This is a genomic window from Dactylosporangium sp. NPDC000555, from assembly GCF_040300025.1.
Taxonomy (GTDB): domain Bacteria; phylum Actinomycetota; class Actinomycetes; order Mycobacteriales; family Micromonosporaceae; genus Dactylosporangium.
This window is the reverse complement of sequence record NZ_JBEPDB010000061.1, coordinates 43629-56058: the sequence shown is the minus strand read 5'-3', so window position 1 is coordinate 56058 and position 12430 is coordinate 43629. Positions and strand designations below refer to the sequence as shown.

9 protein-coding genes are annotated in these 12430 nt (G+C 73.8%); 4 read left to right on the top strand and 5 right to left on the bottom strand.

What is annotated here, in order from left to right; genetic code table 11:
* From ABT297_RS29880 to ABT297_RS29870, 3 genes are all read left to right on the top strand, one after another.
* The coding region (locus ABT297_RS29880; protein WP_350555646.1) for a ComEC/Rec2 family competence protein at window positions 1-2280 on the top strand (2280 nt) is incomplete at its 5' end.
* Window positions 2281-2284: 4 nt separating this feature from the next.
* The gene (holA, locus tag ABT297_RS29875; protein WP_350555644.1) at window positions 2285-3262 is read left to right on the top strand and encodes a DNA polymerase III subunit delta; all 978 of its coding nucleotides are present in this window, start codon (window positions 2285-2287) and stop codon (window positions 3260-3262) included.
* Window positions 3259-4857 carry a hypothetical protein gene (locus ABT297_RS29870; RefSeq protein WP_350555642.1) on the top strand — a complete coding sequence of 533 codons (1599 nt, stop codon included), beginning with the start codon at window positions 3259-3261 and terminating at the stop codon, window positions 4855-4857. The genes holA and ABT297_RS29870 overlap by 4 nt, the downstream gene beginning before the upstream one ends.
* 755 nt (window positions 4858-5612) lie before the next feature.
* Here ABT297_RS29870 and rpsT read toward each other — a convergent pair.
* From rpsT to ABT297_RS29850, 4 genes are all read right to left on the bottom strand, one after another.
* A complete protein-coding gene (gene rpsT / locus ABT297_RS29865; protein WP_350555640.1) occupies window positions 5613-5882 on the bottom strand; it encodes a 30S ribosomal protein S20 in 270 nt (89 codons plus the stop codon).
* Window positions 5883-5999: 117 nt separating this feature from the next.
* Entirely contained in the window at window positions 6000-7232 is a 1233-nt protein-coding gene (locus ABT297_RS29860; RefSeq protein ID WP_350555638.1) for a L,D-transpeptidase, read from the bottom strand.
* A gap of 65 nt (window positions 7233-7297) precedes the next feature.
* Entirely contained in the window at window positions 7298-9772 is a 2475-nt protein-coding gene (locus ABT297_RS29855; protein ID WP_350555636.1) for an ATP-binding protein, read from the bottom strand.
* Between the two features lie 61 nt (window positions 9773-9833).
* A complete protein-coding gene (locus tag ABT297_RS29850; RefSeq protein WP_350555634.1) occupies window positions 9834-10580 on the bottom strand; it encodes an ABC transporter ATP-binding protein in 747 nt (248 codons plus the stop codon).
* A gap of 99 nt (window positions 10581-10679) precedes the next feature.
* Here ABT297_RS29850 and ABT297_RS29845 point away from each other — a divergent pair, with 99 nt between their 5' ends.
* Entirely contained in the window at window positions 10680-11264 is a 585-nt protein-coding gene (locus ABT297_RS29845; protein ID WP_350555632.1) for a helix-turn-helix transcriptional regulator, read from the top strand.
* A 12-nt stretch (window positions 11265-11276) separates the two neighbouring features.
* Here ABT297_RS29845 and ABT297_RS29840 read toward each other — a convergent pair whose 3' ends face one another.
* Window positions 11277-12386, bottom strand: a complete 1110-nt coding sequence (locus ABT297_RS29840) for an NAD(P)/FAD-dependent oxidoreductase (protein ID WP_350555630.1) — start codon at window positions 12384-12386, stop codon at window positions 11277-11279.
* Between the last annotated feature and the right edge of the window lie 44 nt (window positions 12387-12430).

The following is a 12430-nucleotide window of genomic DNA, read 5'->3' as shown; positions in this document are numbered from 1 at the left end:
GGGCAGCGTCGTGGGCCGGGCGTCGCGCCGCGACAAGTCTCGGCGGACGGGCGGGGCATCCATACCGGGCGGCCTTTGGGGCCGGTCCCCGCGCGGCGATGGGGTTCGGTGGCCGGGCGGGGCATCCGCGGTACCAGATGGATTGTCGCGGCGGTCGCGGCCGGGGTTGCGTGCGGCGCGGCGGCCACCGCGGCGCGGGTCGGGGAGCGCGACGCGGAACCGCTGCACGGGCTCGCCGCGCGGCATGCCACGGTCCGGATGGGGCTGCGGATCACCGATGACCCTCGGCTCGGGCGGGCGCGTGCCGGGCGGGACGCCACCGTCGTCGTGCAGGCCGAGCTGGATTGGCTGTCGACCGCGGACGGCGCGCGGATCGCGGTCTCCGCGCGGGTGCTCGTGCTCGCCGGCGACCGCGGGTGGCTCGGACTGCTGCCGGGGCAGGCGGCCGAGGCCGACGGGCGGCTGGCGCCGGCGGACGGCGGGGACCTGCGCGCCGCGCTCGCCTCGGTTGCCGGGGCGCCCACGCTCGCCGGGGGCGCGCCACTCGTGCAGCGGGCCGCGGGGACGCTGCGGGCCGGGCTGCAGCGGGCGTGCCTCGGCCTGCCGCCGGAGCCGGGCGGGCTGCTGCCGGGGCTCGTGGTCGGCGACACCAGCCGGCTCGATCCGGCGCTGGCGGACGACTTCAAGACGACCGGGCTGACGCACCTGACGGCCGTGTCCGGGGCCAACCTGGCGATCATCGTGGGGCTGGTGCTCGCGGTCGTGCGGTGGTGCCGGGCCGGGCCGCGGGTCGCCGCCGTGGTGTGCGTGCTGGCGCTGGCCGGGTTCGTGGTGCTGGTACGGCCGTCGCCCAGCGTGCTGCGCGCGGCGGCGATGGGCGGGCTGGCGCTCGTCGCGCTGGCGCTCGGGCGCCCGCGGGCGGCGGTGCCGTCGCTCGCGGCCGGGGTGTTCGCGCTCGTCGTGGTCGATCCGGAGCTGGCGGTGGACGCCGGGTTCGCGCTGTCGGTGCTGGCCACCGGCGGGCTGGTGCTGATCGCGCCGCGGTGGACGGAGGCGCTGCGGGCGCGGGGCTGGCCGCGGGTGGCCGCCGAGGCGCTCGCCGTCCCGGCCGCGGCGCAGGCCGCGTGCGCGCCGGTCATCGCGGCGATCTCGGCGAGCGTCAGCCTGACCACCGTCCCGGCCAACCTGCTCGTGGAGCCTGTGGTCGCGCCGGCCACGATCCTGGGCATCTTCGCGGCGGTACTGTCGCCGCTCGCCCCGTCCGCCGCCGCCTTCGCGGCCTGGCTCGCCTCGTGGCCGGCCCGCTGGCTGGTGTTCGTCGCCCATCGCGGTGCGGACGTGCCGGCCGGGTTGCTGCCGTGGCCCGGCGGGACCTGGGGCGGGCTGCTGCTGGGCGCGCTGGTCGCTGTGACGCTGTTCGCGGCCCGGCGGCCGGCCGTACGCCGCTGGGCGCTCGTCACGGCCGTCGCGGCCGTGCTCGGCGCCGTGCCGGTGCGCCTGCTCGCCGCGGGGTGGCCGCCGCCCGGGTGGCTGGTCGTGGCCTGCGACGTCGGGCAGGGCGACGCGCTCGCCGTGGCAGCCGGGCCGGGCGCGGCCGTGGTCGTCGACGCCGGACCGGACCCGGACGCGGTGGACGGGTGCCTGCGCAGACTCGGCGTTCGGCGGGTACCGCTGCTCATGCTCAGCCACTTCCACGCCGACCACATCGGCGGCCTCGACGGGGTGCTGCGCGGGCGGCGGGTGGACGCCCTGCTCGCCCCGGACTTCGCCGAGCCCGCGGCCGGCCGGGCCGCCGTGCTCGGGCGCGGCCTGTCCCGGGTGGGCGGGCCGGCCGGCGCGGTGCTGGACGTCGGCCCGGTCCGCGTCGCGGTCCTCGGCCCGGTCCAGCCCGTGACCGGCACGCGATCGGATCCGAACAACAACTCGCTGGTCCTGGCCGTGGCGACCGGCGGGTTCCGGCTGCTGCTCACCGGCGACGCGGAGACCGAGGAGCAGCTCAGCCTGCGTGCCGCGGACGATCCTGGGCTGTTGCGGGCGGATGTGTTGAAGGTCGCCCATCACGGCTCGGCTTACCAGGACGAGGGGTTCCTGGAGGCCGTTGCGCCCCGGATCGCGCTGGTCAGCGTGGGAGCCGGCAACGACTACGGGCATCCCAGCCCCGTGCTGCTGGCCCGGCTCGTGCGGGGCGGGGCGCAGGTGCTGCGCACCGACCTGCAGGGCGATCTGGCCGTGCTGCGCGACGGCGACGGTCGCCTGGCGGTCGCGGTCCGCAAGGCGTGACACGATGGCTGGCGTGTCGAATCTTCCCCGCCTTCGCCTGGTGATCGGCGACGAGGAGCTGCTCGTCGCCCGCGCCGTCGCCGAGACCATCGCTGCCGCCCGGGCCGAAGACCCGGAGACCGAGGTGCGCCGGCGACCCGGCGGCGAGCTCGTCGCGGGGGAGCTGGCCGAGATGCTGAGCCCCTCGCTGTTCGGCGGGCGGCGGGTGCTCGTCGTGGACCAGGGCCAGGACGCGAAGAAGGACGTGTCGGCGGCGCTGGTCGCGTATGCGAAGGACCCCGAGGACGACGTCGTGCTCGTGGTCACGCACGCCGGCGGGGCCAAGGGCAAGGCGCTCGCCGACGGCCTCAAGTCCGCCGGCGCCGACGTCGTGCCGGCCGCGAAGATCACCAAGCACCGCGAGCGCGTCGATTTCGTGCGCAACGAGATCCGGCGGCAGGGCGGCAAGATCGGCGAGGACGCGGCCGAGGCGCTGCTCGCGGCCGTCGGCAACGACCTGCGGGAGATCGTCGCAGCTTGCTCGCAGCTCATGGCCGATACGGGGGGCCGGATCGACGCGAAGATCGTCGCGCAGTACTACAAGGGCCGCGCCGAGGTCTCCGGCTTCACGGTCGCCGACGCGGCGATGGTCGGCGACGTGGCCGGCGCGCTGGAGGCGCTGCGGTGGGCCCTGCACGTCGGCGTCGACCCGGTGCCGATCGCCGACGCCATCGCCGACGGGGTCCGCACCGTCGCTCGAGTCGCCGCCGCCGGGAAGGGCGGCGCATACCAACTCGCCGGGAGTTTGGGAATGCCTCCGTGGAAGGTCGAACGTGCGCAGCGCCAAGCCCGTGGCTGGACGGCCGAGGCGCTCGTTGATGCCATGCGGGCGGCTGCGGAGTGCAATGCCGCCGTGAAGGGTGGATCCGATGACCGCGGTTACGCGCTCGAGCGGGCGGTGTTCGCAGTGGTCGCTGCACGCGGTGGAGGAATAGGACGATGACGACGAGCAACGGGGTTGCGCACCAAGCGCCGCTGTATGTCCGTGCGCTGCGGCTTCGGCACCTGTACGTGGGCGGGTTCGTGAGTTTCCTGCTGTTCGAGTGCATGATTGCCGTCGGGGTGCTGCTGGCACTCGCCGAACTGGTCAGCTGGTGGGCGGTGCCGGTCCTGCCGGCCGTCGTGGCGATCATGGTCAAGGTCAACGACATGGTGATCGGCGGCTCACGCCGGGCGCGCGTTCAGGCCCGAGTTCAGGTCCGGCCCGCCGAGCGCGGTTCATCCGATCGAGCGTCATCCACCCGGGTGCATTCGGATGCCCGAACCGGCGAGGCGCCATCGGTTTCCCGGCGTACCGCGACCGCACTGGACCGCGCCGAGATCGCCCGCGCCGGTCGGGCGGCATCTGGGGGTACCGCCGGATCGGACGCCACCGGGTCAGGCACCGCGACCGGGGTGCGCGCCCGGACCGTCGAGCCGCCGGCGCAACGCAAGAAGGTCGGCGTCATCAAGATCTCGGTTCCGGCCCGCGACGGCGGCCCCGGCGCGGGCGTCCGCCACGCTGCCGACGGCGGCCACGGGATCTCGCCGGCCTCGGACGAGCCCCCGGCCGTCCCCGCCCCGGCGGCCGAGGAGCCGGCCGGCACGGTCGCGCCCGGCGACGAGTGGACGGACACTGACGCATACGGGTTCCAGCGGTCGCGCCCCCTGCACCCGTCCGGCTGGAGCGAGCGGCCCGCCCAGGACCCGTGGGCCGGGCGCGCCGCCGAGCCGGCCCGCCCGGCCGCGCCCGATGTTCAGGCGGACTGGCCCGGCGAGACCGGCGGCTGGGGCGACCGGGCCGCGTGGAGCACAGCCTCGGCGGGCGCCACCGCACCGGCGAACTGGGGCGACGAGACCGTGTGGGGCGACCGGGCGGCGTGGGGCGACGAGAGCGCCGCGCGCCGCGCATTCCAGCAAGCGCCTCAGCAGGCCCCTCAGCAGGTGCACGCCGACTGGGACGACGAGGCCGGTTGGGCGGACCAGGCGGCGTGGGGGAGCGCCCGTTCGCAGCCCTCCTGGGACCCGTACAACGGCTGGGAGGGCGGCGCGCCCGATTACGCCGCGGACCACACCGGCGAGCACACCGGCGCGCGGCCGGCGTTCGGCCAGGTGGGCCACGAGCAGGCGGCCCGCGACCTGGCGGCCCGCGGCGAGGCGCAGCGCGCGGCGGCATACGGTTACCCCGACCACACCGATGGTTACAGCCGCTACGGCGACACCACCGACGGTTACGGACGTTCCGGCGACGCCGCGGGCGGCTACGGGCACTTCGGCGGTGCGGCGACGGAACACCGCGGGTACGAGGGCACCGCGGGCGACGAGCGCCGGCGGTTCGACGACGGGCACGCCCGGGACGGGGAGTGGCGCCCGCAGAGTCGCGAGTCCGCCGGCCGGCACGCGCGGCACCAGCCCCCCGGGCGGCGCCGGTCGGAGGACACCGACAACGTCACGTCGGGCCACTTCGCGACCGGACGGCACGCGGACCGCCAGTGGCGGTCGGACGACGACCTTGCCCGGCAGCGTACGGGCGGCCTCAACCAGGGCCGCTTCGCCTGACGAGAGCAGACAGAACTTCGATCCGCCGCCCGCCCGCGGGTGCGGCACGCAACCGATAGTTCCGATTTATCCGGCATGCGAGTGTCGGTGCTGTGACCTTGGAAGCCCACGGCCTCGCCGGGATCTTCCAAGGTCACTTTTTTTTGTCGGCGTCTCAGCAACGGGAACCGAGTCGGCGGGCTCGACCGGCGCCGTTGCGGGGCGAGGGCACGGCCACGACGGCGATCGCCCCAGAGCGTCGGCGGGGCGCTGATCGGCTTCATCGCCGCGAACGGCCGCCCGACGAATCCGGCCGGGGTCCAGCTGAGCAGCCCGATCGTCCCGCCGGGCCGGCGCACGCGGACGAGCTCGCCGTCGGCGGTGCGGTGCGACGGCGCGAACACCACGCCGACGGGCGCGGCGAAAGCCCCGCGGCGACGGTGACGGGGCCGCAAGGCGGCGGGGTTGCGGTGGCGGGGTTGCGGTGGCGCGGTTGCGAGGACGGCGGGGAGCGTGGGTGACCGTGGCTGCAGGCAGAGTCAGCGCTACTGCGGCTCGAGCGTGTGCGGAGGAAGGCGTTCGCGGCGGTGCGGAAAGCCGCGTCGTGCAGGCCCGGCGCAACGGTGGCGGGACGCGGAGGCGCCGCCGCCCACGAACCCACGCGCGGCGAAGGAGCGCAGCAGTGCCGGCGGTGGGGGCGTGAGCACGGCGAAAGCGCCGCTCCACCTGGGGTGGGCGGCGCTTTTCGCAGTGCGGCAGCGCTGGCGGCGGAGCCGTCAGGCAGAGGTCAGCGTGCTCAGCTTCTTGGTGATCGCCGACTTGCGGTTGGCGGCCTGGTTCTTGTGGATGACGCCCTTGCTGGCGGCCTTGTCCAGCTTGCGGGACGCGTCACGAAGCAGCGCGGTGGCCGTCTCGTTGTCGCCGGCAGCGGTCGCCTCGTGGAACTTGCGGATGGCCGTCTTCAGCGACGACTTTACCGACTTGTTGCGCAGGCGGCGCTTCTCGTTCTGCCGGTTGCGCTTGATCTGGGATTTGATGTTCGCCACGCGACAGCCTCGTCTTGATAGCTCGGGTTGGGTTTCCTTGGCGCATGGAACAACGACGCGTCACCGTGCGCGATGAATCAGGCTACCAGGTCCCCCTCGGCCAGCCAAAACTGGGCTCTAGAGAGCGCTGCCCTTGACGTACTGCTCCCATGGGAGCTCCCAGTCGGTCCATCCGTCGCCGTACTTCACGCGCTCCTCGGTCCCCTTCACGATCACCGGGTCGCCGATGTGCGTGACGCCGTAGAGCCACTGGGCCAGCTCCAGCGAGATGTTCACGCAGCCGTGCGAGACGTTGCGCCTGCCCTGGTCGGCGACGGACCACGGGGCGGCGTGGATGTACTGGCCGCTCCACGTGATGCGCTGCGGGAACTGGACCTTCGTGCGGTAGCCGTCGGCGGAGTCCACCGGCACGCCGTAGGTGGAGGAGTCGAACCACTCCCACTCGTTCTTGACCATCACGATGAAGTTGCCGCTGTCGGACGGGCTGCTCGGCTTGCCCAGGCTCACCGGCATGGTCTTGAGCAGCACGCCGTCCTCGGTCACGGTCATCTTCTTGGTGGCGTTGTCGACCTCCATGATGAGCCGCTTGCCGACGGTGGCGTCGACGGTGAGGTCCCGCTCGCCGTACGTCTCCTTGCCGGACTGCCCGCCGAACGAGACGCCCCCGAGCGCCGCGCGCAGGGTCAGCTTCGTGCCCGCCTGCCAGTACTCCTTCGGGCGGTAGTGGATCTCCTTGGAGCTGAACCAGTTCCAGACGCCCTCCTGCGGCGGGTCGGAGGACATGAAGAGCCGCCGCTGTACGTCGGCCCGCTTGTTCTTCGGGATGTCCACCCCGAACTGCAGGATCATCGGCATGCCCACGCCGACGACCTGATGGTCGCCGACCTGGCTGGTCACCCGTGTCGTGGCGGGCTTGGCCATGGTGGTGAACTTCACGCTGCTGGTGGCGCCGTCAGCGGTGACGGTGGCGGTGTAGCCGGTGCCCCATTTGAGCTGTTTGTCGGGAATCCACCGAACGCTGTCCGCCGCGGGGGGCGACGAAGCGGCGGACGAGGCAGGGGCCGAGGCGGGGCCTGAGGCGGGGGCCGAGGCAGCGGCCGAAGCGGTGGTGGGGGACGCGGGTGCGGGCGAACCGGTGATCGTCGCGCCGGAGTCGTCCTTCAGCGTCACCGTCGCCGAAGCCGAGGTCTTGGCCGAGAAGACGAGGTCGAGTGCGGTCGGGACGTCCTGCGCCCCGTCCGCCGGCGACGTGATGTGCACGGCGGAGGAGGGTGCTTTCGAGCTGTCGCCGCCGGGGCTCTTCCATGCCGTGCCGGAGCCGGAGCACGCACTGAGTCCCAGCCCGCTCACCAGGAGCAATGTCATCCAACGAACGCGCATGCATCCAGCTTGCCCGACGGTTCCAAGGGCACAAGTCAGGGGCAGTACGCGGGGAGGCGCACCACAAATGTCGTGCCGGGCTTGTCGCCGTGGTCGGTGACGGTGATCGTGCCGCCGTGTCGCTCCACGACCGTACGGCTGATCGCCAGGCCGAGGCCGGTGCCGGGCACGCCCTGGTTGCGGATGTTCGAGCCGCGGAAGAAGCGCTCGAAGAGCCGGGACCGCTCCTCCTCGGGAATGCCCACGCCGGTGTCGACCACCCGCAGCGTGACGCCGGCCGCGTCGCTGTCGAGGCGGATCTCCACCCGGCCGCCGGCCGGAGTGAACTTGACGGCGTTGGTGACCAGGTGGTCGACGACCTTGCGCAGCCGGGGCAGGTCGCCGGACACGGGCGCGGCCCCGCCGGGCAGCCGGACGGAGACGTCGAGGTCCTTCTCCCGGGCCGCCCGCGCGTTGGCGTCGGCGACCTCGCGCACCACGGCGGCGAAGTCGAGCGGGCGCTCGACCATCGTCACGTAGCCGCTCTCCAGGCCGGCCAGGTCGAGCAGGTCGTCGATGATCGCGCGCAGGTTCTCCGCGTTGCGGGCGATGACGGCCAGGAACTGGGCGCGGGTGGTCTCGTCGTCGTGGTCGTGCAGCAGCAGTTCGGTGTACGACGAGATGGACGTCAGCGGCGTGCGCAACTCGTGGCCGACCAGCGCGATGAACTCGTCCTTGGTGCGGGCCAGCTGCTTGGCGAGGTCCTCCGCCCGGCGGCGCTCCAGGAACTGCCCGACGTGCGCGGCGATGCCGGACAGCAGCGCGATGAGGGACTGCTCCGGCTGCTCGGCGGCGTCGCCGAAGAAGCTCAGCGTGCCGGTGACCCCGGTGCCGTCGCGGATCGGCACGGCCAGGCCGACCCGCAGCCCGTGCTCGGCCAGCGACGGCACGTTGAGCCGGCTGCCGACCGCGGAGATGTCCGGCACCCAGGTGGGCTGCCCGGTCTCCCATGCCACGCCCGAGACGCCCTTGCCCGGGGCGAGCAGGTCGGGCGGCGGGATCTCGTACCCCGGCTCGGTCCACATCGCCGCGTTGCGCAGCACGTTGCCGACCCGGTCGACCAGCCACATCTCGGCGTGCGGCCAGTGCAGCGTGCGGGCCACGGTCTCGAGCAGCTCCGGGCCGGCCGCCTCGATCGTGGCCGCGTTCTCCAGGATGCGCGACACGGCGAGCTCGCACTCCAGCAGCCGTCGCGCCCGGCGCCGCTCGGTGACCTCGTGCAGGGCCGCGACCGCGCCCAGCCGGGTGCCGTCGCCGTCGCGGATCGGCTGGGCGTTGACCGTGAACGAGCGGCGCGGGCGGTCCGGCAGGTGGATGACGACCTCGGCGTCGCGGATGTGCTCGCCGCGAAACGCTCGCGTCAGCGGCATCTCGTCGCCGAGGATCGTGCCGCCGCCGGGTGCGCCGCGCTCTCCTGTCCACGCCTCGGCGGTCGAGAAGTTCGCGTCGTGGCCGGTGATCTCGCGCATGGCCCGGTTGAACAGGATCAGCCGGCCGCGCTCGTCGCAGGCGACCACGCCCGCGTCGAGGTTGTCGAGCAGGGCACTGAGAAAGTGTCGCTCGCGGGCGAGCTGCCGCTCGGCGATGACCCGTTCGCTGATGTCGTAGATGAAGGCGTGGGCGTGCGGGCCCAGCGGGCTGTCGACGACGTTGAGCGTCAGCTCGACGGGAAACTCGGTGCCGGAGCGGTGCACGGCGTACAGCTGCAGCCGCTGCCCGATCAGGCGCGGCAGGCCGCCGCGGACCAGCCGGGCCAGCCCGGCGCGGTGCGCGGCGTGGAACCGCTCGGGGATGATCAGGTCGTGCACGTGCTGGCCGATCGCCTCCTCGGCGGACCAGCCGAAGGTGCGCTCGGCGGCCCGGTTCCAGCGGGTGATCTCGCCGGTCAGCTCGATCGCGATGAAGGCCTCCAGCGCGGTCTCCAGCACCGCGTCGGTCTCGGCCGCGGCCAGCGCGATGTCCTCGCGGGACGTCTCGGCGGCGAGCAGGACCTCCAGCAGGCCCGCGCACTCGGCGATCGCGGCGATGTCGTCGTCGGTCCAGTGCCGCGGCACCGAGTCGGTGACGCAGACCGCGCCGAGCGTGTGGCCGCTGACGTCGTGGACGGGCTGGCCGAGGTACGCCGTGATGTTCCGGCTGTGCGCCACGCCGAGGTCGCGCGGCACCGGGTGCTCGCGGGCGTCGCGGACGACCAGCGGGCTGTCCTCGCTGACCACGAACTGGCAGAACGAGTTCGTCGCCGGCTCGGCGCCCACCCGGTCGAGGTCCGGCGGCAGGCCGTGCCGGCCGACGACGTGAATGCGCTCGTCGTCGACGAGGGTGAGCAGGCCGACGGGGGCGACCACCGAGCGCGCGGCGAGCCGGACCAGGCCGTCGACCGGGGTCGATGACGAGGTCAGCAGCAGGCGCGCGCGGCGCAGGGCCCGGAGCCGCTCGGGGTGCGTGAGCACGCCCGTATCGAGTTGCGGCATACCACCCCCAACCCGCAAGCACGTGATACCGATCGTACCCGCGAAAAGGTGCAAACTGCGGCTAAAGCCGCAGTTGGGTGGCGCGCGCGAGCGTCGACTCCGGCGACTCGCCCGCGGTGAGGTCGATGTCCTCGACCAGCCGGCCGTCGGTGAGGCGGATCATCCGGTCGCAGCGCGCCGCGATGTGCCGCTCGTGGGTGGCCAGCAGGACCGTCATGCCGCGCTCCTCGCGCAGCTCCAGCAGCAGGTCGAGGATCTGCCCGCTGTTGGCCGAGTCGAGATTGCCGGTCGGCTCGTCGGCCAGCAGCAGCCGCGGCGTGCCGATGTGGGCCCGGGCGATCGCGACCCGCTGCTGCTGGCCGCCGGAGAGCTGGGCCGGCAGCGAGTGCTCGCGGCCGGCGAGCCCGACCGCGTCGAGCAGTTCGCGGGCCCGCGCCCGCTTGTCGAAGGCGACCTTGAACGGCAGCACCGGCGCGATGACGTTGTCCAGGGCGGTCAGCGCGGGCAGCAGGTGGTAGCGCTGGAAGACGAACCCGACCGTGCGCCGGTACTCGCTCAGCCGGCGCCGCCGCAGCGCCGTCACCTCGACCTCGTCGACGACGATGGAACCCGCGTCGGCGGACTCGATCGCCCCGATGAGATGCAGCAGCGTCGACTTGCCCGAGCCGCTCGGCCCGGTGACCGCGGTGAAGCTGCCCGCGGCGACGGACAGGGAGAGCTCGTCAGCGGCGACGATGTCCTGCTCGCCGGTGTGGAACCTCTTCGTGAGCCCCTCAACGGTCAGCGCGGCCCCGGTCGTTTCGGGCATGGTCACTCCTCGGCGAGCAGGCGGGCGGTGAGCACGAATGGGATCACGTGGATACTCTGTCCCAATACATTGTCGCAATGCAATGGGTAGGCTCTCGGCATGCCGATCCATCACGCGGTGCTCTCGCTGCTGTCGCATGGCCCGAGCTATGGCTACGAGCTCAAGGGCGCCTTCGAGGCGGCGGTCGGCCCCCAGTGGGGCCCGCTGAACATCGGCCACCTCTACCAGGTCCTCGACCGGCTGTCCCGGGACGGCATGGTGATCTCGCAGCGGCACGCCCAGGCGGTGAAGCCCGACCGGGTGGTCTACGAGATCACCGACGGCGGCCGGGAGGAGCTGGGGCGCTGGCTGGGCGAGGCGTCCCCGCGCAACGGCGGCTTCCGGGACGACTTCTTCCTCAAGGTGACGGCCGCGGCCCGGTCGGGAGATCCGGATACGGTACGCACCGTGCTCGGCCAGCAGCGCACCCACCTGATGCGCGAGCTGCGCAACCTGGACGGACTGCGGCGCAAGACCACCGATCCGGTGGTGGTCCTGCTGCTGTCGGCGGCGAGCCGGCACGTGGAGGCCGACCTCTCCTTCGTCGACGACGCGGATCGGACGCTGCTGAGCACCGAGGGCGCGCTGCCGGCGCCCCCGGCCCGCCAGGCCCCGATGTCCGGGGACCTCTCGGCGAGCGCGTGACCCGGCGCTCGCTCAACGGGGCAGCAGCGTCTCCAGCCGCAGGCCTGGAATCTCGTACGGCTCGTCGAGGAGCTGCGCGGCCGCCAGCCTCGCCAGGGCGGGGGCCGTCTGGATGCCGGTGCCGCCCAGGGCCGCGAACCAGTAGAGCCCCTCGTGCCGCGGGTCCGGGCCGACGATCGGGTCGCGGTCGCGCGCGAAGGTGCGCAGGCCCGCCCAGCTGGTGCGGACCCGCTGCAGGCGCAGCGTGGTGGCGGCCGTCGCGCGCTCCACCGCCAGGCCGACGTCCCGGGGCACGGCCACGGCGTCGGTCGGCGGGGACGGCGTCTCGTCGGCGGGGGAGACCAGCAGCCCGCCGCGCTCGGGCCGGAAGTAGAAGCGTTCGCCCACGTCCATGACGAGGGGCCAGGCCGGGCCGATGCGCTCGGCGGAGACGATGGCCACGGTGCGGCGCAGGTTGGTCAGGCCGGCCGGGGTCGCGCCGAGGCGGCCGGCCACGGCGTCGGCCCACGGACCGGCCGCGTTCACGACCCGGCCGGCGCGCAGCTCGCCGCGGTCGGTGGTCAAGTGCCAGCCGTCCGCATCGCGGGTGCCGGTCTCGAGGCCGATCGCGGTGCGCAGGACGGCGCCGGCGGCGGTGGCGCGGTTGCGGTACTGCTGTTGCAGCGCCTCCACGTCGACGTCCTGGGCGGTGCGCTCGACCGCGGCCCGGGCCACCGCCGATTCGCGCAGCACGGGGCACAGGGTCTGCGCGGCGGCCGAGTCGACCGCCCGCAGCGCCGGGTTGCCCGTCAGCAGCCGGTTGAGGCGGTCGAGGCGGGCCTCGTCGGCGACCCACACGACCGGCCGGGTGCGCAGCAGCGACGTACCCGACTCGGCGCCGAGTGTGTCGAGGATCGTGCGCGACGCGCGGGTGACGGCGTGCAGCTGCGGACTGCCGAGGCTCTCGGCGAAGGCGGCGATCGAGCGGCCCGTCGTGTGGTACGCGAACTGGTTCTCCCGTTCGAGCAGCACGATGCGCCGCTCCGGCCGGGCGCCGCCCGACCGCTCGACCAACCGGCCATCCAGTTCGGCGAGTTCGGCGGCGAGGGCCAGGCCGGCGATGCCCCCGCCGATGATCGCCACGTCTGCGCGTTCGATAGCCCGATTGTCGCAGGGAATGAAGCGCG

Bases quoted from the DNA above. Each gene is read 5' to 3' on its own strand.
- ABT297_RS29850 (WP_350555634.1), bottom strand. From the start codon at position 10,580: ATGCCCGAAACGACCGGGGCCGCGCTGACCGTTGAGGGGCTCACGAAG.
- ABT297_RS29845 (WP_350555632.1), top strand. From the start codon at position 10,680: ATGCCGATCCATCACGCGGTGCTCTCGCTGCTGTCGCATGGCCCGAGC.
- ABT297_RS29870 (WP_350555642.1), top strand. From the start codon at position 3,259: ATGACGACGAGCAACGGGGTTGCGCACCAAGCGCCGCTGTATGTCCGT.
- holA (WP_350555644.1), top strand. From the start codon at position 2,285: ATGGCTGGCGTGTCGAATCTTCCCCGCCTTCGCCTGGTGATCGGCGAC.
- ABT297_RS29855 (WP_350555636.1), bottom strand. From the start codon at position 9,772: ATGCCGCAACTCGATACGGGCGTGCTCACGCACCCCGAGCGGCTCCGG.